This is a genomic window from Streptomyces sp. NBC_01352 (assembly GCF_036237295.1).
Taxonomy (GTDB): domain Bacteria; phylum Actinomycetota; class Actinomycetes; order Streptomycetales; family Streptomycetaceae; genus Streptomyces; species Streptomyces plumbiresistens.
Genome location: NZ_CP108354.1, coordinates 319424 through 340641, shown reverse-complemented (window position 1 = coordinate 340641; position 21218 = coordinate 319424). Strand labels below are relative to the sequence as shown.

The 21218-nt window shown below is 69.3% G+C and carries 17 protein-coding genes and 4 pseudogenes; 10 read left to right on the top strand and 11 right to left on the bottom strand.

The window, feature by feature from the left end; translation table 11 throughout:
• Positions 1-456: 456 nt before the first annotated feature.
• The 5 genes and pseudogenes from OG252_RS01790 to OG252_RS01770 form a co-directional block, all read right to left on the bottom strand.
• Positions 457-3858, bottom strand: a complete 3402-nt coding sequence (locus tag OG252_RS01790) for a S8 family peptidase (RefSeq protein WP_329333145.1) — start codon at positions 3856-3858, stop codon at positions 457-459.
• A gap of 539 nt (positions 3859-4397) precedes the next feature.
• Complete coding sequence (locus tag OG252_RS01785) at positions 4398-4850, bottom strand: DUF6069 family protein (protein ID WP_329333143.1); 453 nt, start codon at positions 4848-4850, stop codon at positions 4398-4400.
• Positions 4834-5139, bottom strand: a complete 306-nt coding sequence (locus tag OG252_RS01780) for a hypothetical protein (RefSeq protein WP_329333141.1) — start codon at positions 5137-5139, stop codon at positions 4834-4836. Before OG252_RS01780 ends, OG252_RS01785 begins: the two co-directional genes overlap by 17 nt.
• 5 nt (positions 5140-5144) lie before the next feature.
• Positions 5145-6143 (bottom strand): RNA polymerase subunit sigma-70, encoded by a 999-nt coding sequence (locus tag OG252_RS01775; protein WP_266452493.1) that lies wholly within the window; start codon positions 6141-6143, stop codon positions 5145-5147.
• A 103-nt stretch (positions 6144-6246) separates the two neighbouring features.
• A pseudogene (locus OG252_RS01770) lies at positions 6247-6817 on the bottom strand (transposase family protein); the annotation flags it as partial.
• Positions 6818-7048: 231 nt separating this feature from the next.
• Here OG252_RS01770 and OG252_RS01765 point away from each other — a divergent pair.
• Both OG252_RS01765 and OG252_RS01760 read left to right on the top strand, forming a co-directional pair.
• Positions 7049-8251, top strand: a complete 1203-nt coding sequence (locus tag OG252_RS01765) for an NAD(P)/FAD-dependent oxidoreductase (RefSeq protein WP_329345058.1) — start codon at positions 7049-7051, stop codon at positions 8249-8251.
• Between the two features lie 33 nt (positions 8252-8284).
• Entirely contained in the window at positions 8285-9184 is a 900-nt protein-coding gene (locus OG252_RS01760) for an RNA polymerase sigma-70 factor (protein WP_329333138.1), read from the top strand.
• 1098 nt (positions 9185-10282) lie between these two features.
• Here the strand turns inward: OG252_RS01760 and OG252_RS01755 are convergent.
• The gene (locus OG252_RS01755; protein ID WP_329333136.1) at positions 10283-11236 is read right to left on the bottom strand and encodes a Ppx/GppA phosphatase family protein; all 954 of its coding nucleotides are present in this window, start codon (positions 11234-11236) and stop codon (positions 10283-10285) included.
• Positions 11237-11529: 293 nt separating this feature from the next.
• On the opposite strand from OG252_RS01755, the gene OG252_RS01750 reads away from it, so the two are divergent.
• A complete protein-coding gene (locus tag OG252_RS01750; protein WP_329333134.1) occupies positions 11530-12192 on the top strand; it encodes a class I SAM-dependent methyltransferase in 663 nt (220 codons plus the stop codon).
• Between the two features lie 716 nt (positions 12193-12908).
• Here the strand turns inward: OG252_RS01750 and OG252_RS01745 are convergent.
• Positions 12909-13286 (bottom strand): MerR family DNA-binding transcriptional regulator, encoded by a 378-nt coding sequence (locus OG252_RS01745; RefSeq protein WP_329333133.1) that lies wholly within the window; start codon positions 13284-13286, stop codon positions 12909-12911.
• 76 nt (positions 13287-13362) lie between these two features.
• Here OG252_RS01745 and OG252_RS01740 point away from each other — a divergent pair, with 76 nt between their 5' ends.
• Complete coding sequence (locus tag OG252_RS01740) at positions 13363-14091, top strand: SDR family oxidoreductase (RefSeq protein WP_266452503.1); 729 nt, start codon at positions 13363-13365, stop codon at positions 14089-14091.
• A 95-nt stretch (positions 14092-14186) separates the two neighbouring features.
• Here OG252_RS01740 and OG252_RS52265 read toward each other — a convergent pair.
• Together OG252_RS52265 and OG252_RS01725 are read right to left on the bottom strand one after the other, a co-directional pair.
• A pseudogene (locus OG252_RS52265) lies at positions 14187-15283 on the bottom strand (IS630 family transposase).
• 32 nt (positions 15284-15315) lie between these two features.
• Positions 15316-16038 carry an SMI1/KNR4 family protein gene (locus OG252_RS01725; RefSeq protein WP_329333130.1) on the bottom strand — a complete coding sequence of 241 codons (723 nt, stop codon included), beginning with the start codon at positions 16036-16038 and terminating at the stop codon, positions 15316-15318.
• Positions 16039-16329: 291 nt separating this feature from the next.
• On the opposite strand from OG252_RS01725, the pseudogene OG252_RS01720 reads away from it, so the two are divergent.
• From OG252_RS01720 to OG252_RS01705, 4 genes and pseudogenes are all read left to right on the top strand, one after another.
• Positions 16330-16573: pseudogene (locus OG252_RS01720) on the top strand (IS256 family transposase); the annotation flags it as partial.
• Positions 16570-17406 (top strand): alpha/beta fold hydrolase, encoded by an 837-nt coding sequence (locus OG252_RS01715; RefSeq protein WP_443068377.1) that lies wholly within the window; start codon positions 16570-16572, stop codon positions 17404-17406. The pseudogene OG252_RS01720 and the gene OG252_RS01715, both read left to right, overlap by 4 nt.
• Positions 17407-17492: 86 nt before the next feature.
• Positions 17493-17920, top strand: a pseudogene (locus OG252_RS01710) (transposase); the annotation flags it as partial.
• A 510-nt stretch (positions 17921-18430) separates the two neighbouring features.
• The gene (locus OG252_RS01705; protein ID WP_329333128.1) at positions 18431-18853 is read left to right on the top strand and encodes an NUDIX hydrolase; all 423 of its coding nucleotides are present in this window, start codon (positions 18431-18433) and stop codon (positions 18851-18853) included.
• A 432-nt stretch (positions 18854-19285) separates the two neighbouring features.
• On the opposite strand, the gene OG252_RS01700 is transcribed toward OG252_RS01705, so the two are convergent.
• Both OG252_RS01700 and OG252_RS01695 read right to left on the bottom strand, forming a co-directional pair.
• Complete coding sequence (locus OG252_RS01700) at positions 19286-19531, bottom strand: hypothetical protein (RefSeq protein ID WP_329333126.1); 246 nt, start codon at positions 19529-19531, stop codon at positions 19286-19288.
• Between the two features lie 83 nt (positions 19532-19614).
• Entirely contained in the window at positions 19615-19899 is a 285-nt protein-coding gene (locus tag OG252_RS01695) for a hypothetical protein (RefSeq protein WP_329333123.1), read from the bottom strand.
• Between the two features lie 493 nt (positions 19900-20392).
• Here OG252_RS01695 and OG252_RS01690 point away from each other — a divergent pair, with 493 nt between their 5' ends.
• Together OG252_RS01690 and OG252_RS01685 are read left to right on the top strand one after the other, a co-directional pair.
• Positions 20393-20539 carry a hypothetical protein gene (locus tag OG252_RS01690; protein WP_329333121.1) on the top strand — a complete coding sequence of 49 codons (147 nt, stop codon included), beginning with the start codon at positions 20393-20395 and terminating at the stop codon, positions 20537-20539.
• A gap of 321 nt (positions 20540-20860) precedes the next feature.
• Entirely contained in the window at positions 20861-21148 is a 288-nt protein-coding gene (locus tag OG252_RS01685; protein WP_266452516.1) for a hypothetical protein, read from the top strand.
• Positions 21149-21218: the final 70 nt, after the last annotated feature.

The following is a 21218-nucleotide window of genomic DNA, read 5'->3' as shown; positions in this document are numbered from 1 at the left end:
CGTGCACTTCGCATGCTCACCCGAGGACAGGGGTGAACTGGTCCACACTCTCAGGCAGCAGGGGCGCCGGGTCGCCTTCCTGGGTACGGTGGATGGCATCGCACAGACGGCATACGTCCTCGCGTCGCCAGGGCCCGGCACATCACTGGCCAGACTGTCCACGTCAATGGAGGCGCGTTCACCACGCGGTAGCGCCCGTCGGCGAGGTCGAATGGTGCCGCCGAACATGATGCCCCGTATGGCGACTGATCCCGGAGCCTGATCGCCAGGCTCCGGCGCGGGAACGCTGCCCGCGCTCCCCGCACTGTCGCCGACCTCCGACACGTCGTCGGCCGCCCGAGACACAAGTCTCGGGCGGCCGACGCAAGATCCCGCAGCCGGATGCGCCAACAGGGTCTTGAGTACGCCGGGGTTGAACGGGATCACTCCCGCTCAGCCCACAGGGACGGTACGGAGTTACTGGGCGATGGTGAGGTAGGCCCGTTCGATCGTCTGGACCACCGTGTTGCCGGCCCGGTCGGTCAGCTTGGCCCGCAGCGAGACGGAGCCCGCCTTCGCAGGGTGGGTCAGCGACAGGTGGGTACCGCCGACCGTCTTGGCGGGCTGCCAGGTGGCACCCTCGTCGTACGACACGTCGAAGGCGAGCTTGGCGGGCCGCTGGCCGACCGCCGCGCCCGCGACGGTGAAGGGCACCGTGAACCGCTTGCCGGCCTTCGCCGTGCTGGACAGGCTCAGGTCGGGCGAGAAGCGGATCACCGACAGCGGGAGCGCGGTGATGTCGTCCTCCGGGGTCGTGGCGGAGCGGAAGGCCCACTCCGTCCGGACACGGGTGCTGACCGGATACACCGCGGGATCACGTGAGGAGTCCACGGTCAGCCTGTACGCGCTGTCCTGGGCGGGAACGGTGAACTCGGTGAGGTCGGTCACCGGGACGCCGTACTCGTCGGGGATCTCCTTGCCGTCCGCCTCCAGCTTGCTGCTCACCGAGGTGTAGTCGCTGATGCCCCAGTGGCCGGAGCCGTCGCCGAACTGCGGCAGATAGGCCCTGATGACGTTCCCGTGCCGCACGATGCCGGGGAATCCCTCCTCCGGTCCGGGGTGTCCGGCGCCGTTCAGGACAGGGCCGAAGACGCCGACGTTGAACCGCTCGCGGTAGCTCTGACCGGCCTGCCAGGTCCTCGGCATCCGCATCAGGAAGTTCTCCCAGACCGTTTCGCGGCCGTCGCCGCTGGTCTGCCAGGTACGGAAGGACCATTTGACGTCATTGGCGAGGACGTAGTCCGTGGTGCTCAGCGGCAGTTCGCCGCGCAGGTCGTGGGAGCCGAAGACCAGGCTCCCGTCGGGTGTGTGGGGCGACACCTCGACCTGGACGCGCCTGCCCTCGACGGGTACGCCCACCTGGAGGTCGACCTTGGCGAGCTGCTTCCGCGCGATGTCGGCGGCGAAGCCCTCCAGCTTGCCGGGGCGGTTCCAGGCCAGGTGGTAGGTGACCGGCCGGCCCTCGTCGTCCTCGCGGGTCCAGTCGCCGGCGAACACGGCGGACGCCTGGTCGGCGGACGGCTCGGGTCCGAGCTGTCCGAAGCCCGCGCCCTGGAAGGTCGGCAGGATGAACTGCATGGTGCCCGCGCGCAGGCCCTCGCCCCGGTCGTAGGTGTAGTCGACCATGGCTTCGGTGTTCTTGGCCGCGGCGTCGGGCACGGTGACCTCGACCGGCCGCGCCTGCCGTGCGTCGACCGTGACGGTGGTGTCCCCGTCCAGGGTCAACTTCGGCTGCACCAGCACGGCGTGGGTGGCGGAGTCGAAGGAGGGGTGGATCACCCCGTTGAGGGTGTAGTCGCCCTTGGGCAGCCGCACCGTGAGCTCGCCGTCCTGCTCATCGGCGTACATCTCGTAGAAGTCGCCGTCGTAGGCCGCGACGGAGGTGGCGGCGTCGCCGGTCGGCTCGCCGCTCTCGTCGAGGTGCTTGAGCGTCAGGCTGTACGACTCCACCTCGCGCTCCACGCCGACAGCGGTCCGCACCTGGACCCTGCCGTCGGCCGAGACGGCGGCCACCGAGCCGCCGAAGGAGCCGTCGGCTGTGCCGGCGCGGGTGTCGACGGTGACGGATGCGCTCGCCTCGCCGCCCGCCGGGACGGTGACCTGCTGCGGCGACACGGCGAACATGCCCTCGGCGGCGGGCTTGCCGTCCACCGAGAAGGCGTCGACGGACAGGTCGAGGGTGACCGGCTGGGTACCGAGATTGCGGTACGTCACCTGCTTGGTCGCCGGAGCGTCGTCGCCGTGCGGCCACTGCTGGACACCGAAGTCGAGCGGCTGCTGCTCGGTGACGACGCTCTGCTCCAGCGCCCGGACCAGGTCGGTACGGCCGGTGCCCTGCTGGAAGGAGCTGTACGAGCCCGGCTTCGCGGAGCCCGTGAGGACCGCCTTGATGCGCTCGCCGGTCCAGTCGGGATGCTGCTGGGCGAGGATCGCGGCGGCGCCCGCGACGTGCGGGGTCGCCATGGAGGTGCCCTCGATGGTGAGGTAGCCGGGTATGTCGGAGGGGTACCACTCCTCCAGGAGGCTGCCGGCGGCCGCGGCGGCCGTGATGGCGACGCCGGGCGCGGTCAGGTCGGGCTTGACCCCGCCGTCACCGACGCGCGGACCACGGCTGGAGAAGTCGGCGAGCCCGTCGGCCTTGTCGACCGCGCCGACGGTGAGCGCGGAGTCGGCGCTGCCGGGCGAGCCGACCGTGCGTTCGCCGAACTCGCCGTCGTTGCCGGCGGCGATGACGAAGAGCGAGTCGCTCTCGGCGGAGAGCCGGTTGACCGCCTCCTCCATCGGGTCGATGCCCGGCAAGTCCGTGCCGCCGAGGCTGAGGTTGACGACGTCGGCGCCCTGGGCCACCGCCCACTCCATGCCCGCGATGATCCCGGAGTCCGAGCCGAAGCCGTCGTCGGCCAGGACCTTGCCGTTCAGGAGCTTGGCCCCCGGGGCGACACCCTTGTACTTGCCTCCGCCCTTGGCGCCCGTACCGGCCGCGGTGGACGCCACGTGGGTACCGTGTCCGAACGCGTCGCCGGTACCGGTGGACCCGGAGAAGTCCTGCTCGGCGATCACTTGGCTCGCGAGGTCGGGATGGGCCGTGTCGATGCCGGTGTCCAGCACGGCGATCTTGATACCGGTGCCGTCGTAACCGGCGGCCCAGGCCGTGGGCGCGCCGATCTGCGGCACGCTCTTGTCCAGGCTCGCCTTGCGCCTGCCGTCGAGCCACAGCTCCTCAACGGCGGTGGAAGCGGTGAACTCCGCCGTTCCGTCGCCGTTGTCGGCGGTGCCGGTGCCGGTCACCGCGTTCCAGAACTCGGCGCCGCGCTTCTTCACGGGACGTATCGACTTGCCGTTGACGACCGGAAGCGACCGGCCGATCTTCGCCCCGGCCCCGGTGAACGGGGTCATCGAGGGCGCCTTCTTGCCCCGGAAGGTGACGATCAGGGGTACGTCGCCACGTCCTGCGTCGTCGTACCCATCGGCGACCAGCTGTGTCACGTCGAACAGTCGGGCGTCCAACTTGCCCTGTGCCAGCAGTAGTTCGGCATCACCGGGCACGACCTGGGTGTGCCCGGCGACCACCCGGACGGAGAACGGCACCCGCTCCCGGCCCTCCGCCCGCATCACGCCGGTGACCTTTCCGGCGCCGTCCAGCATGACCCGGTCACCGGTGACGAGGGTCACTGTCTTCACCGCCTGGGCGGTGCCCGGCGCCTTGGACATACCGGCCGCCTCGGCGGTCATGACGGTACCGGCGCCGCTCGCGCCCTGGGCCACCCCGCCCGGAACACCGGCCAGCAGAAGGGCCGTGGAGGCCACCCCTGCCGCCACGACCGCACGCCTCGGCCTCGCGGGTCTCGCGGGTCTCGCGTGTAACTCCACCTGAACTCCTGACACTTCGACATCGGACAGTGGCCGTCCCGCGTACGCCGACGGCTCGCACCAAGAGACGGACGGGGGCGGCGTCGGGTTGGAAAAGAATCCGACTTGTTTCTGACGACATGTCAGTGGGCGGTTCCACCGAGGCGGTACTGCCCTTCAGGGCAGGAGATCGGGCTGCCGGGATCCGCGGAGGTGCGCGGGGTGACACACCGGGCGAGACGAGCGGGGCGAAGTAGAAGAGCTCACCCGACGGGGATCCGCCAACAGCGTCGTGCCGCACAGGCCGGGCTGCCTCGCATGTCCGCGTCGCACTGAGCCGAATCAGGGGGCTGACCATGTCCTCCGCGCGCCCCTGCACCCACTCCGGGGCCGACGCAAGGGAGCGCGGGATACGTTTGAGAAGTGCCTCCGACGGTGGCGGCAACAAGGACCTTGACGATCCTCCTTCTTGCTGGCCAGAGGGCCTCCGCCCTCCCCTTGCGGGCTCGTCAATCGGTCCGGATGCGGAGGCTCCGCGCCAGGGTGGGGATGATCACCGTCGCAGGGATGAGGTGCAGCCCGAGGAGGGCGGTAGTGGTGGCGGCGTTTGCCCCGGCGAGGAGGGGCGGGAGCAACGAGATCGCGGTCAGCGACACTGCCGTCCACACGAATCGCTCGGCGGGGCGAGCGCTCCAACGAAGAAGAGCGGCGGCAATGACGACGCCCACGACCGAGAACAAGCCGGTCACTACGGCGAACCCGGACAACGGGATCGTCTCGCCCCCATCGGGGACCTCGAAGTCGACGCCAATGGCCTGGGCAAGCGCAGCGGCGAGGGTGGTGGCCACCATCGCTGCGAGCGTGGCAATGATGCCGGTGCCGGCGAGCCCGCGGAGTCGGTGGGCGCGGTTGGTCCGGCCCGATGGGCCTGCGACGCCCCCGGTGTCATTCGTGCTGCTCATTTCGCTCCTCCGTCAGTGACTGGCGCTCCGGGCGTGCTGGCCGGCAGGTGACCGTCCTGGCCCTGGGGGTGACGATGCGCACCCTCGCCGTGCGACGGCCGGGGTTCCGCAGGGCGCGGACCCCGGTGCCGCGGAGCCAGAACCCGGCGTCGCGTCCGAGGACCGGCCCGGGCTCGCCGTCGCGCAGCTCCAGCTGCACCCGCCCGCGGGTGACGACGCCGAACGCGTCGTACCACTGGGCCGCGACCACCGCTACACGCGCGCCACCGCGCAGCGCGAGCGTCCACACCGGGACTACTCCGTGCCGTCCGCCGGCAGGCGCTCCGGCAGCCCGAGCCGCGGGAACTGGTCGTCGTGGAAGGTGACGATCTCGGTGATCGCCCCGCCGGTGACGCGCAGGACGTCGATCGTCAGCGGCAGGTACGCGCCCTCCTGCTTCTGCCAGAGGTAGAAGGCGACGGCGGGCTGCCGGTTCACGGAGGTGGGGACGGCGCGCAGGCCCTTCATTCCCTCGAAGCCGTCCTCGATCCAGTCGTTCACCACCGCGTCGCGGCCGACGTACAGGCCCGGTGTGGGCGGCATCGAGCAGCGGACGTCGTCCCGCAGCATCGCGGCGAGCGCCGGGATGTCCGTGGCCACGCTGGCGTCGGTGAAGCGGCGCACGAGCTCGCGCATCCCGGCGTCCTGTTCGCCGCCGGTCCAGTCCTGCCGCTCGGCGGGCAGGTGCTCCCGCATGCCGGCGCGGGCGCGCTGCAGCGCGCTGTTCACGGAGTTGACGGAGTCCCCGAGGAACTCCGCGACGTCCTTCGCCGGCCAGCCGAGCACGTCCCGCAGGATCAGCACGGCCCGCGGGCGCGGCGCGAGATGCTGGACTGCGACCACGTAGGCCAGCTCGATCGTCTCCCGCGCGACGGCGACGGTCTCGGGCTCGTCCGCGTCGCCCGCGGGCAGCTCGTCGAGCAGCCGGTCCGGGTACGGCTGCAGCCACAGCACCTCGCCGCCGGTCGCAGGCTCCGGGCGGCACTTGGCGAGCAGGTCCAGGCAGGCGTTGGTGGCGATCCGGTACAGCCAGGCCCGGAACGTCGACCGCCCCTCGAAGGTCTCCCGCCGCCGCCAGGCACGGAGGAACGTCTCCTGCACGGTGTCCTCGGCGTCCTCGAACGACCCGAGCATCCGGTAGCAGTGCACGTGCAGCTCCCGCCGGTGCCGCTCCGCAAGCCCCGAGAACGCCGGCTCGTCGACCTCGCCCAACCCGCTCACGCCCAACTCCTCCAGCCGCGTGTCCGCACTCATCACGTCATCCTTCCGCCTCGTCGTGTCCCGTCGTAGGTGTGACGGCTGCGGGCGCGAAAACTCATCACCAGGGTCGGGTCGGTCGGCATGGCTGAGCGTTCTCTCATCCTTGGCAGGTCGGGTCTTCGACGCGGTGGACAACGAGGACGGCCTGCACCACTGCGGTCGTCCGGGAGGGGCCGCAGCGCAGCTTGCTCACGATCTTCCAGGTCTTGAGGGTGGCGTCGGCGCGTTCGCCGCGGCAGCGGATCCGGGCGTGGGCCTTGTCCACTGCCTTCTGCCGGCGCGACAGCTTCGGCCGGTAGCGGTGCCGCTTGAACGGGATACGCACGAAACCGCCGGCGCCCTGATACGCCTCGTCCACGAAGGCCATCACGTCTGCGTCGGTCAACGCGGCGATGATGCCGTTGGTTCGCGTAGCAGACAGGTCGTGTGCCGAGCCAGGAAGTGCCGCCGACGCCCAGGCGAGGCCTCCGGCCGCATCCGCGATCACCTGCACGTTCATCCTGCGGCGTCGGTGCTTTCCGGAGTAGGACGGCTTCCGATCGTGCACGGTCGATCGGGATCAGCGTGCCGTCGAGGATGACGTAGGCCAGCAGCGGGATCGTGGTCACCGCCTGGTGCAGATCGTTGGCGGTCACGGCGAGCAAGGTGATCGCCTCGCGGATATTCCGGGGGCGAGCCCCTACCGGGCGCCTCGCCTCTGTTCTCGGCCGGCCATCGGTCTCACCGCCTTCTTGACGGCGGCACTGGCCAAGCAGATGACGTCGCCGGTGGTGTCAGGGCGGTCGGGCCGGAATCCGTCCAGACGGCCACGCCACTGAAGTGATCTGACTCACATGCTGTCACAGGGATCGATTAGGCGGTGTCTTGTGCGCGAACCGCTCGAAAACAAGGGAGACATCATGGCTGAGAAAACGGATGTGGTTGTGATCGGCGGCGGATACGCCGGTGTCATGGCGGCCAATCGCCTGACGCAGCGCGGCGACGTGACCGTGACGCTGATCAACCCGCGCCCGGCCTTCGTCCACCGGGTCCGCCTGCACCAGCTGGTGGGCGGGACCGGCTCCGCCGTCGTCGACTACCAGGAGGTCCTGGCGGAGAGCGTCCGGCTGGTGGTCGACAGTGTGACGCGGATCGACGCGGCCGGGCGTGGTGTGGAGCTGGCAAGCGGTGGTGCGGTCGGCTACGACTACCTGGTCTACGCGGTGGGCAGTGGCAGCGCCGACCCGCGGGTGCCCGGGGCGGCCGAGTTCGCCTACCCGATCGCTGGCCTGGAGGAGGCGCAGCGGCTGCTGCCGGTCCTCGATGCCGCGCCCGCATCGGCCGCGGTGACGGTGGTCGGAGCCGGCCCGACGGGCATCGAGACCGCCGCCGAGCTGGCGGAGCAGGGCCGCAGCGTGACCCTGGTCTGCGGCGGGGTGCTCGGGCCGTACTTGCACCGGCGGGGGCGGCGTTCGGTGGCCGGGCGGCTGGCGGCGCTCGGGGTGAGGGTCGTGGAAGGCGCCGACGCGAAGGTGACGGTGGTGACGCGTGATGCGGTGCGGCTCGCTGACGGCCGGGAGCTGCCGAGCGCGGTGACCATCTGGACCGCCGGCTTTGGCGTGCCGGACCTGGCCGCGCGCAGTGGGCTGAGCGCCGACGCCCTGGGTCGGCTGCTCACGGACGAGACGTTGACGAGCGTGGATGACGAGCGCATCGTCGCGGCCGGGGACTCGGCGGCGCCGTCGGGCCTGCCACTGCGGATGAGCTGCCAGGCTGCGATGCCGCTGGGTGCGCGGGCCGCCGACACGGTGCTCAGCCGGTTGGCGGGGGAGCAGCCCGAGACCCTCAACCAGTCGTTCGGAGCGCAGTGCATCAGCCTGGGCCGGGGCACCGGCATCTTCCAGTTCGGCAACAGGTCCGATGCCGCGGTGTGGTTCCACATCGACGGTCGCCTCGGCGCGAAGATGAAGGAGGCCGTGTGCAAGGGCATCGTGAAGCACCTGGCCGATGAGGCGCACAAGCCCGGTGGGTACAGCCTGCACCGCATGAAGGGAGGCGCCGGGCGCCAGAATGCGCTGGAGGCCATGAGCGCCGAAGCGCCGCTCGTCGAACGGGTTTCCTAGCTCTGGGCCGGCCGAGGGGGAGATGATCAGGACATGAGTGAGGATCGCGCCATTGACCGGGCGACCGAGACATTCGTCGCCCACCGCAATCTGCTCTTCACCGTCGCGTACGAGATGCTCGGCTCGGCGGCCGATTCCGAGGACGTCCTGCAGGAGACCTGGCTGCGGTGGGTCGAGGTCGACCTGGAGCAGGTGCGCGACCAGCGTGCGTACCTGGTCCGGATCACGACCCGGCAGGCACTCAACCGACTGCGCACGATGTCGCGGCGCAGGGAGTCGTACGTGGGCCCGTGGCTGCCGGAACCGCTGCTGACCGCGCCGGACGTGGCCCAGGACGTCGAGCTCGCCGAGAGTGTGTCGATGGCGGTGATGCTCGTCCTGGAAACCTTGTCCCCGACCGAGCGGGCCGTGTTCGTGCTGCGCGAGGTCTTCGACGTCGGCTACGACGAGATCGCGGCGGCGGTCGACAAGACCCCGGCAGCCGTCCGCCAGATCGCGCACCGGGCCCGCCGGCACGTGGACGCCCGGCGCCCGCGCGCGGTGGTTTCCCAGAAGGAGACGCGGGCGGCTCTGGAGTCGTTCCTGCGGGCGCTGGAGGGCGGCGACCTGCAAGGCCTGCTCGACGTGCTCGCACCTGAGGTCGTCTATATGGGCGACGGCGGCGGTGTGAAGCACGCTGCGCCGCGGCCGATCATCGGCGCCGACAAAGTGGCCCGCCTCTTGGTCGGCGGCCTCGGCAAGAGCACGGTCCCGATCGCCTTCGGCCCCACCACGGTCAACGGCAGCCCGGCGCTGGAGGTCCACCTGGACGGTGAACTGGACGGCATCATGGCGGCCCGCGTAGAGGCCGGCCGCATCACCGGCATCTACCTCGTCCGCAACCCGGAGAAACTGTCCCGCATCGCATCCGAGACCCCGCTCACCCTGCGATGAACTACCGGGAGCGGATCAGCCACTTGGGGATCAGACGCAGCACTCAACCCCGTACGGTTCACCTCGCGTGTCACAACACCGCCTGTCAGAACACGCAAAGCTCGCCTTGCTGCATGGCTTTGTGCTCCAGGTATGACCGGGAGCACAAAGCGATGTGCGTCTGCTCGACGACGGCATCGGCCGCCCCCGGCGTGGGCGCACCCGTGAGAGCCTCGAAGACGGAGTTCGGGGCGGTTGCTCCACGCCCTACACAATTACCGGGCCCGCTCCGGCCAGAACTGCGCCGTGTACTGCTCCACGCCCTCCGGCACACCGCGGGCAGCGAGCTCAGCAACCTGGCGACGTCCAGCACTGACCACACGCACACTCCACGTACCTGGCCCATCCGACAACTCGATGCTGCCGGGCATAGGCCCACCCGCCATGCTCCACGCACGCAGCCTGCCCGACGAGCAATACACGATCGCCTCAGCCGTTACGTCCCAGAGACCAGCAGCAACGGCCGGCTCAGCATCCCAGACCTCAACCGTGAGAGCGGCTGTGTGCGTGTGCCCCGCACTCGTGAAGTCCAAGCGACCTTCACGCGCGGAGAGAAACGGGCCTTGCTCGAATGCGCCGGGGAACCTGACAGGCACCTGCGTGTCATCCCAGTCCTGCAAGGCCCAGGCGCCGAAGTCGACCTCGACGCACGTCTCCTGCCGCCTGATCAAAGTCGGCACAGCCCCTCCTCACGGGACGCCTACGGCGTCCGCCATCCCATCACGTATCCACCGACATGATCCCGAATCCACTCTCCAAGAGCGTGATAGCAGGTAGTGCCGCCAGGCCGAACTGGTCACCTGCACCGGTAGAGCCGGTGAAGCTGCAGCAGTCTGCCACCGCGCGCGGGATTCGCCGGCCTCGTCGGCACCTCCTGACCGAGCCCTGCGGATGGAGCTGTCGCTGGGCACTGTGCATGAGCGGATACGCGACGTGGGGCAAGCCGGGAGCCTCAGGAGCACCGGTGCTGCTGATCCCGTCGAGCCAGGGCTCTCACAACCGCACCTGGGCGAGCGGTACCCGGTGGCTCGGCAGTGCGCGCGAACGAGGCCCGTTGATTCAGCCGGCGCGGCGGGGGCCGCCACCTGTGGCGTGGGGCACGCCGAGGCGCTCGAGCAGTAGTCCTTCCCGCGTCGACCAGGGGCAGATCTCGACCTCCTTGGCCCCGCAGGCTTCCATGAGGGTCTCTGCGATCAGGGCTCCGGCCAGGGACTGCTCGGCGCGGTGCCGGGAGATGCCCGGCAGCTTCGCACGACGGGAAGGTCCCGCGTCGGCCAGCAGGGAGACCGACCTGCGCAGTTGAGGTAGCGCCAATTGCCGCCTGGCTCGGCGGGACTTGGCCCGGGCGGCGGCGAGACGAGCGAGCTGTTCGAAGGTTTTGGAGCAGGCCAGCACCCGCCCGCCCGGTTCGGCCTGCGGCAGGCCGGGGACGGCTTCCAAGGACCGGCGGAGGTGCTGCCGGATCTCGGCCAGGCGGCGTTGGGACGGCACGGTGCCGCCGGGAAGCCAGTCCCGGGTGATCCTGCGGGCGCCCAGCGGCAGCGAGTAGACCGCGCGAGGCTGGTCCCCGGTGCCGGAGGCGATCTCGACGGTGCCGCCGCCGATGTCCAGCACCAGCAGCTGCCCGGCCGTCGGACCCGCCCACTGGCGGGCGGCCACGTACGCCAGCCGCGCCTCCTCCTCGCCGGTCAGCAGGCGCAGGCGGGTGCCAGTAGTGCGTGCCACACGCGCGACGATCTCGTCGCGATTGGGCGCGTCCCGGATGACCGAGGTCGCGAACGCGAACACTTCCGGTCCGCGCAGACGCGGGCCGGCGGCGACGGCCTCAGCCACTGCCCGCTCGACGCTCTCCATACCGGCCTTGCCCAGCCGCCCCTTGCCGTCGAGAGTCTCGTGCAGGCTCAGCCGCACCTTGCGGGAGAACACCGGCTCCAGAACCGTACCCGGGCGCCGCCGCACCACCGTCAGCAGAGCACTGTGGCACCCGACGTCGAGCACACCTGCCTGCCGCATCCCATGACCTCCCCTGGTCCCGCACTCGACCGGACCGACTCCTGCCGCCATCCCCGACAGCCCAGACGACGGCCGGACGGGGACTCCGGCCCATCGTAGGAGCATATCGTCACCACCCGTTCACCCTCCGCCCCGGCCTACGCCGGCGGAGCCATTGACGAGTTCACGCCATCAGCCTGTCGTGCGTGCACCGTCTGGGGCCGCGAGAATGAGGGCCCGGTGAGGTCACGATCTGGGCGCTGGCCGCCATCCGCTGGAACCAGTCGGTTGCCCGGTGAGTTGCGCGGCGCTCCATGGCTCGTCCAGTCTCGACGACGGCTGAAAAGTGGTTCTGGATCACTTTTCAGTGCCGAGCCACGGAGGGGCGCCGACGCGGCCTGGACGTCGACGGCGTCGACTCCTCCGCCGACATGCTGGAGCGGCTCCGGCGCCGGGCAGACGAACAAGGCATTGGAGCCACCGTGTTCCACCAGCGCATGGAGGCTTTGAACCTGCCCCGCCGCTACCGGGCGATCTTCCTCGCCGGGCCGACCTTCACCCTGCTCCCCGACGACGCAACAGCGCTCGCCGCCCTGCGCGGCATCCGCGCTCACCTGCCTGAGGGCGGCACCGCCCTGGTGCCCCTGTTCACTCCCGCACCGACCCCCGCCGAACAGATCAGCCGGGTACGCACGGCCGCCGCACCCGACGGCGCCGAGCACCGGGTATCCGTCGTCGCCGAGCAACGCGACGAGACAGCCCGGACACAGACGACACTTCTACGCTACGAACGGCACCACGGCACAGACAGCACCATCGAAGACCGCCCATGGACCATGCATTGGTATACCCGGGACCAGTTCGAGACGCTGGCCACGACCGCCGGCCTGACCGTGACCGCGGTCACCGACCCGGACGGCAAGCCAGTCCCTGCCGATGGCACCGGTCTGCTGCACTGCCGACTCCAAGCCACCTGACCGCCTTGCTTCTGAAGAGCCTGGGATCACCCTCAGCAGGGTTCGATTTCGAAGGCCCGGGTCCGTATGAGACCGCGTACGATACGCGCCGCCGCGCAAGGGCAGGACGTGATGCTCCGTCAACTGTGCGGAGTCTGCCTCGTGTTCGGCCGTGGCCGGTGACAGTGCTGGTCATGCAAGCCGACATATCGTTCAGGGTTACTGAGGTTGAACTCGTGGTGTCGTAGGGGCTGACGGCTGGCCGTCGGCCGCGGTATCTCCGGAGGCACGCGGTATCCACAAGGGGGCGGGCTGACCGCCGAACGTCAGCAGTTCTTGATCCCCAGATCGGCGGCAACCGACCTGATCGTTGCCCTGGGACGCGACTGGTACAGCGCGACCGCGTCCGCCTTGAACTGCGGCGGACAGTTCCTCATGACCACGAGATGTGTCCGCTCTCAGATCCTTAAGGATCCAGTGTCTCGCGTGTCCAACATCAAGGGTCAAGGCCTTCCATCGCAAGGCCGCACTGCACCGTCCTGCCAGCTGACCGGCAAACTCAGACAGCCTACGACCGGAAAGACCCTGGAGAACCAGACCACCGGGCTGGTCTCCGCCCTGCCCGAACACCGACAATCGCGTCGGCCGCCCGACAACAGTTCCCCCTCAACGACTCTTCATCGCCCCAACCAAGACAGCGAGGTTGGATCGCTGATGAGACGTCTGGCCGACCGCGCCTACGGGTGCGTGTCCGTGATCGCGATGACCTCGTCGAGGTGGTCCAGGGCGGCCTGCAGGTCGTCGATCTTGGCCTGGATGCGCTCGCGCTCGGCTCGCAGCATGGCTCGTTGCTCGGCGTCGGTGTGCCCGGCGTCCCAGCACGGCAGGAGTTCGGCGATCCTTCGGCTGGTGAGGCCGGCGGCGAACATCTGCTGGAAGAAGTGGACCAGGGGGATGGCGTCCTGCCGGTACAGGCGCTGGCCGGACGGGCTGCGCTCCGCGATGAGCAGCCCTTGCTGCTCGTAGTAGCGCACGGCGCGCACTGAGACGCCGGCACCTCGTGCCACCTCGCCGATGCGGATCAGCCGCTCGGCTGCGGCCACTGTGACAGTCATGGTGATTCCTCTCACCCTTGGCCCTGACGACCAGCACTTGCCTCTGACGCTAGCGTCAGGTTCTAGCGTACCGGCCATGGATATCAACAACTCCGTCGCCCTTGTCACCGGAGCCAACCGCGGCCTGGGCCGCGCCTTCGTCCAGCGCCTGCTCGAACGGGGCGCCCGCAAGGTCTACGCCACGGCCCGCCGACCGGAGACCGTGGACCTGCCCGGGGTCGAGGTGCTGCCCCTCGACATCGCCGACCCCGCATCCGTGAGGGCCGCCGCCGAGGCCGCCCCGGACGTTTCGCTACTCATCAACAACGCGGGAATCAATACGGGCACCGACCTGGTGACCGGTTCGCTGGACGCGGTGCGGCACGAGCTGGAGACCAACATGTTCGGCCACCTGGGAATGATCCGGGAGTTCGCGCCGGCGCTCGCCAGGAACGGCGGGGGCGCGATCGTCAACGTCCTCTCCGCCATGTCGTGGTTCGGGGGCAAGGGCGCCAATGCCTACCACCTGACCAAGGCCGCCGCCTGGGCCATGACCAACGGCGTCCGCCTGGAACTCGCCGAGCAGGGCACGCTCGTCACAGCGGTACACCTCGGCCTGGCCGACACCGACATGGCGGCGGGCTGGCCCGTGGACAAGATCGCTCCGTCGGACCTGGCCGACGCGGCGCTCGACGGTGTCGAGGCGGGCTCCGCCGAGGTCCTCGCCGACCAGTGGAGTCGGGACGTCAAGTCCCGTCTGCCGCTGACGCCGGAAGAGTTCAACGCCGCAATGGACCGCGCCCTGGCGGCGCTGATGGCGGCCTGAGGGCCCCTCGGGCCGCACGGACTTCGGTCGACTGCTTCTCCTCGGCCTCTCGAACTCCTCTACTTGAGGTTGAACTCGTGGTGTTGTGTCGCTGATCAGGCGGGTCCGATGGTCAGGCCGGTCTCGGCGAGGCAGCCGTCTAAGAGGTGACTGCGGTACTGGATGAGGCGTAAGCCGCGTCGGATGCCCTGGTCGAGGTGTTCGGGGGTACTGAAGGCGACGTTGGAGAGCCATCCGCGTCGCAGGAGAGACCAGATGCCTTCGACGAGGTTGAGGTCGGGTGCGTAGGGCGGCAGGTAGGAGATGGTCAGCCACTCCCGGGCTGCCGCCCACTGCCGCAGGTCGGCGGCTTCGTGGACGTTGACGTTGTCCCAAACCAGGACGACCGGGCCGCCGAGCTGCTGGTGGGCAGCGATCAGCAGGTCCCGATAGTCGCGCCAGGAGAAGTTTGCGCCCGTCGCGTCGGCAGTCGTCTCTGCGAGGCCGGTAGATCAGCCTTGAGCGGTGGCCGGGTTTGGAGCAGGCCAGTGCGGCAGTGGATATCCGTCTGCGGGAACGGCCGCGGAGCCGCACCACCGGTGTGTGTCCGCGTTGTGACCAGGTCTTCGCCTGCGGCGGCGTCATGGAGAATCCGGTTCCGTCCTCGCAGACGGGCCAGGCTCCCCACGAGCCGCCGCGTGTCTGCCGCGCAGTGCCACACCTTCTTGCCCCACCCGGCGACCGCGTCATCGTCCCGCTCGACAGCGCGTCGGGTTGGAACCTGGCAGGACCAGCCGTTGCCGACCAGGAGTTTTCGCACGCCCTGGATCGTGTAGGTCAGGTGGAAGCACCGGCCGATCACCGTTTTGACCCGCGCCAGCGTCCACCGCTGATCCTCCCAGCCATGCGCGGCGGGACCCTTGGCCAGCTCCGCTTCCAACTGCGGGAACTGCTTTTCGCTCAGCCTCGGAAACGATGCCGGCCCCTGCGACCGCAGCGCCCGGGGACCGCCCTCGTCCTACTCCGCCGCCACCGCTGCACCGAACGGCCGCTCACCCGCAGGTCCTTGGCGATCACCGAGCTCGCCTCACCCCGAGCGAACCGGTCCGCCGCCTGGAGCCCGTAACTCCTCATGGAACTGCTGCCGTTCGGCGGTCAGCCCGCCCCCTTGCGGATACCGCGTGCCTCCGGTGAAACCGCGGCCGACGGCCAGCCGTCAGCCCCTACGACACCACGAGTTCAACCTCAGTAGTCGTTCAGCCAGTTGCCTGGGATCAACTCACGAACGCGATCGAGGTCTTCTGCCGTCCGTCCGCGGGCCAGGACGGCCGCGCCGTCATCGTCTCGCAAAAGGACGTCCTGACCAAGGAACCACCGGGATCCGTGTTCCTGACCGGTGGGATACACCGGGAACGGCAACCGGACGGCGTTCGCCTCCAGCAGCTCGATGCTGTCTTCGTCCGGGTCGAGGAAGTCGCAGAGACCTTCATCTGCGACCAAGGACTCGGACAGGACGATCTCGACGAAGCAGAGGGAAAGGCGCTCCAGCCAGTCCTCCCACCGCTCGGCGCTCTTGTCCGCGAGGTCAGGCCGCACGCACACCGCGGGGTCGTCGTCCTGGAGGCTGTCGAGGAGGATGCCCCAGGATGCGGCTCCCTGGTTCTCGTGTCGGAAGACCAGGGCCTCCTTGGCGTCATCCACATACAGTTCGGCCGGGCCGAGCAGCACATCATGGTTGCTGGTGAGATCGCGGCGGCGCCCGAACAGTAGATACGCCTCGCGCAGTGCTGTCGGCAGGCGGACGCCCAGCCTCTCTTCGGCAGCGACCAGGTCTGCCTCCGCCCACCCGTCGCCGTTCTCCAGGGCGCGGCCCCAGTGGGCAGCGAAGCCCTGGACGAAGCTCCATGCACCGCTGCGGCGTTCGACGCCTCTGGCAAGAGACGCAGCAAGACCGAACCCTTGTGTCATGCGAGGACGATAGCCGTCCCGCTCAGCAGCCCGCTGCACACCCCGACAGGCCGACGAGCGTTCGCGGTACTCGGCAAGATTGTGGACCCGCTTGATCAACACCTGTTGCCCGAACTCGGCATCAACCGGTCTCGCCTTGCACCGCAGGAGCCAGACCCGCGAAGGCATCCACGAGGGCGGCTGCGGGGAACTCCTGGAGGGATCTTGCCCATCCAGCAGTGCAGGTGGCGCCCAGCCCCGTCGCCAACCGCCAGGACCGGGGCGCGCATGTCCCGTCGAGTACTGGATCCATGGATCCATCTGCGGGCCACGAACCCGATCGAGTCGACCTTTCGCGACCGTGTGGCTGCGGACCAAGGTCACTCGAGGCGCCTGCTCCGGCACCGCTGCCCTCGCGATGGTCTTCAAGCTGATCGAATCCGCCCAGGCCCGCTGGTGGGCCGTGAACGCACCCCGCCTCGTCGCGCTCGCCGGTGCTGGAGCCCGCCTGGCACGCGGCCGACTCATCGAACGCCCCGAGGTGGTTGCGGCATGATCGAGGCCAGCCGATTCCCTGGAGGATCCGACGTGGCAGGGTCTGAACATGTGGTGGTGCGAGACGGCGTCCGGCTTGCCTGCCGGGACTGGGGCGGGCCGGGGCAGCCCATCGTGTTGCTGCACGGCCTGGCCGGTCACGCGGGTGAATGGGACGTGCTGGCACGGCGCTTGAGCTCTGGGTATCGGGTCGTCGCGGTCGACCAGCGCGGGCACGGCGCCAGCGAGCGGCACCCGCTGGACGTCTCCCGCGCCGCTTACGTCGCCGACGTCATCACTGTTGTTGATCAGCTGGCGCTGCGGCGGCCTGTCCTGGTCGGCCAGTCGCTGGGTGGTCACACGGCCATGCTCACCGCCTCTGCACATCCCGGACTGGTCCGCGCGCTCGTGCTCATCGAGGCCGGCCCCGGCGGTCCAAACCCGAACGGCCCCGTGGACATCGGCGGATGGCTCGGCTCGTGGCCGACACCGTTCCCCTCACGCGAGGCAGCGGCCGCGTTCCTCGGCGGCGGACCGGTCGGCGCGGGCTGGGCGGCCGGGCTGGAGGAACGTGAGGGCGGATGGTGGCCTCGCTTCGACCGGGACGTGATGGTCCGCTCGCTGGCGGAGAACGCCCAGCGTTCCTTCCTGCACGAGTGGGGGCAGGTCGCGTGCCCCACCCTGGTCGTCCTGGCCCAATACAGCTTCATCCGCGCGCAGGAAGCCGACGAGATGCTCAGGCAGCGACCCGCCACCCTGGCCATGAGCATCCCCGGCACCGGCCACGACCTGCACCTGGAACAGCCCGAAATCCTGTACACCGCTCTCTCGAGCTTCCTCGAGGGCCTTGCTTGAGAACTCCTGGGCGGTCACGACGAGACCACCGTGAGACCTCGCAGATAGCCATCGATCCACAGATCTTGACAGCGACTCGCCACCCTGCACGGCCGGGCTCGAAGCATCACGTACTGACCGAGGCGCACGGCATCCCGCTGCGGGTGTCACTGACCGGCGGTCATCGCAACGACGTCACCCAGCTCCGGCCCCTGGTCGACAGCCTTGGGCCAGTGAGGGGCAAGCGGGGCAGGCCCCGGCGCAGCCCCGCACGTTATACGCCGACCGAGGCTACGACCACGACGTCTACCGTCGCCGTCTGCGTGAGCGCGGCATCACGCCGAAGATCGCCAGGCGCGGCGAGCCGCACGGCTCGGGCCTGGGTCGCGTCCGGTGGGTCGCCGAGTCCGCCATCGCCTGGCTCCACGGACCCCGCCGCCTACGGACCCGCTGGGAAACCCGAGACGACATGCACGACGCCTTCCTCCAGCTCGCACACCGCATGACCCTCGCCCGCAAGCATCCGGCTTTCTGAAAGCACCCCTAAGCCTATTTCTTGTCGTCGGGCCCGGTCGCGTGGTCACTCTTCGGAGCGACCAGCGGGTGCGCGGGCGGCCTTCCCCGTGATCCTGAACTCTGCGACGAGATGCAGGGTTCACAAGAAGGGCCGTGGGGATGAGTGTGCTGGCACAGGCCAGGGCGTGGCCGAACGGGCGCTGCTCGAGGTCATGCTTCTTGTGGGTGTAGTAGAGGCCGATGACGGCGATGATGCCGGCGGCGAAGGCGACGAGGCCGGTGCGTACTCCGGTGATGATGACGCCCTCGGCGGTTCGAGGTCGTATTGCGGATGTGGAGTCCGTCGGACCACCAGGGTACTGGCCAGAAGGTGATGACGAAGGCCGTGGCTGCGAGGATGCCTAGCACCAGGGCTTTGATTTGATGGGCACCTTCTTCTCCTGCTCCTCGTTCACGGCGGCACGATGTCCGCCGTCGGTGGGCGGGATGCCGTGAACGTCCGGTCGCAAAGGAAGAGTTGAGGTTTCGAGTGCGTTCGACTCCCCTGATCGCGGGCGCGGTGATCGCGCATGCTGGCCGTGTCCTGCTGATCCGCCGCGCCACTCCGGCCGGTGCTCTGCTGTGGTCGTTCCCGTCGGGCAAGGTCGACCCGGGCGAGACGGCCAGCCAGGCTGCGGCGCGGGAAGCCCACGAGGAGGCGGGTGTCACGGTGGCGCCGCTGGTGGTGCTGGGTTCTCGGGTGCATCCGGTGACGGGTTGGCCGGTGGTGTACGTGGCGTGCCGGCTGCTGTCGGGCACCGCTCGGGCGGCCAGCCCGCGGGAGGTGGCGGAGGTGGCGTGGGTGCCGTCGGCGAGACTGCGGGAGTACGTGCCGGGCGGCGTTTATGCGCCGGTGCGGGCGTGGCTGGGGGCGCGCTGGTTGACAGACGAGAGTCCCCGCTTCGGACGGTGAGTCCTGGCGGGGCGGCATCGCGTCAGGGGAGTTGCGGAAACTCCTGGTGTGGGTCGGCGGCCATGCGGGTGATCGTCTGGTGGTTTCGTCGTGGGGGTCGTCGGCGAACGAGCGGTTGGCGTTGTGGCCGAGCTGCCTGAGGAAGGCGTCGATCTCTTCCGAGAGGTCGATCCAGTCTTCGTTGAGTGAGTACTGGGTGTCGGGCCGGCGCCCGAGCGCCATGTCGTAGGCCCGCTTGTGTGCGACGAAGAGCGGAGTCTGCTGCCGCGCTCACCCTCTTCGCGGACCTTGACGCGCCAGACGACGACGCCCTCGTCGACGATCTGCTTGCGGCAGGCGTCGCAGACGAATGCGGGGCAGTTCATAGCTTCGGATTCGCCGCCATACGGCGCCTATTCGATCACGTTGGGCTCCGGCGCGTGCGGGTGTGAGTCATCCGAGGTACGTCACCTGCAGGACGGTGAGCGTCTTGGTCTGCTGCCCGACGAGGAGTACGGCGAAGGACTGCTCGGTGACGAGCATGCGCACGACTCCGTCGTCTTCGCCGTAGGGCTGGGTTACGCCTAGCGGGTCGTGGCAGGCGTCGTCGAGTGCAAGGGTGAGGGCTTCGCTGGCGGCCGACGGCATCGACTCGTGGACGGCCTCAGCGGCAGGGTCGTACTTCAACCGGTAGAACACGTTCGCGGCCTTTCGCGAGGTCGCGGAGCAGCATTGCCGCAGAGTAGCGGATCGACGACGGTCTGTGTCGGACGATCGGGTGATCAGGCGGCGCCGCGAGACCTGATCCGTGCAGCATCGGCGAAGACGCGGTCCGTCGCGTCGATCCACTCACCTGCAGGTTCTTCGCCGCGTGCCTCAGCTGCAGCGATCTCGCGGCCGCGGTCCGCGGCAGCGACGGTGTCCTTGGCGATCCGCTCCCACTTCGCGAATACGACGAGCAGCTGGTGCGCGGGCGCACGGTTGATCTCCGAGAGGAAGCGCTGGGCGAGCGTTGGGTTGCCGAGGGCGTCGCGGATTCGCTCGATGGTCCAGGGCTCGCTGCTCATCGCTGTCTCCCTGCTAGGAGGTGCTGGGGTTGCAGACCTGCAATCTCACCAGGGTATCGCCGGGAGCGTGCAAGGTTGCACGTTCTGGCGCTTCGCGTGCAGGTCTGCATGCCGACAGCCGCTCTTCTGCGCGGCCCGCCGTTCGGCGAGCGGCAGCCGTAGCGTTGGGGCGCGGGCTCTTCGCCACCCATAGGGCGCCTCCGAAGCTGCCTCATGACTGGCCGCGCGTTTGCGGCTTCCCGGATATACGCGAACGGCCAGCTGCCACCTACGCCTGGCCAGATGTTCCACGTGTCATCTGGGGGCATGTATGGCTTCCGGCTCGGGACGCACGGCGACGGGTCGATGCCCTTGTTGGTCACACGGAGGTGACAGTGGATCTTGCGGCTCATCTTTAGGGAGGAGAGGGACGGTTCGACTGGCCGCAAGACTGGCTGCGTCGCCGTGAATTGCAGCCTCTCTGTACGGGAGTTCGCGGTTTCGGTCTGCCGTCGTGATCACCGACGGCGGCTACCTGGAGATTGAAATCGTCCTCGACCAGGCCGACCTCATCGAGGGCGACCACACGCACGCCGTCCTCCATGATGATGTGTCGTACGTGCCGATGACGCCGTCCGGGCGGAGCACCGAGTCGCGATAGAGCGCCAGGAACGGGCCCTGCCGCAACAGCTCCCTCGCCGTTCGTACTCACCCCATGCCGCACCTCTCAGCGCATCACCACCAGTGGGGCAGGCGAATCTGCGTGGCGCTACGCTGAAATCCCGACGTCTGCAGGCGGCTTCAGCCGCGATACGGCTCCAGATTCTCGGGAGCCTCACGCTTGGAGGCGGCATCACCGGCTGCTCCGACTGGCGGCGCGACGCAGTCGAGCAGCTGCAGGCGCTCGACTGCCGGGCGACGGTCCTCAACCCACGGCGCGCCCCGCTTTCCCGCGGGCGATCCGGCCGCCCACGGTGAACAGGTGGCCTGGGATCACCACGCGCTGGCCGGGGCCGACGTCGTCCTGCTCTGGTTCTGCCAGGAGAGCATGCAGCCGATGGTGCTGTACGAACTCGGAGCACACGCCGTAAGCGGCGCCACTCTCGTGGTCGGAGCACACCCGGGATACGAGCGCCGCCTGGACGTCGTTGCCCAACACCGGCACGCCCGTCCTGACCGCACGGTGCATGACGCCCTGCAGGCCACCGCCGGGCTGCCACCGCCAAGGTCGCGGCCATGGTGGCCCGGCTCTCCGGTTCGGCGCGGCTGAGTTGTCCGCCGACATCGCAACCTGTTTCCTCAGCCGCGGAGATGGGAGCGCACGGGGCCCCACCTGCACC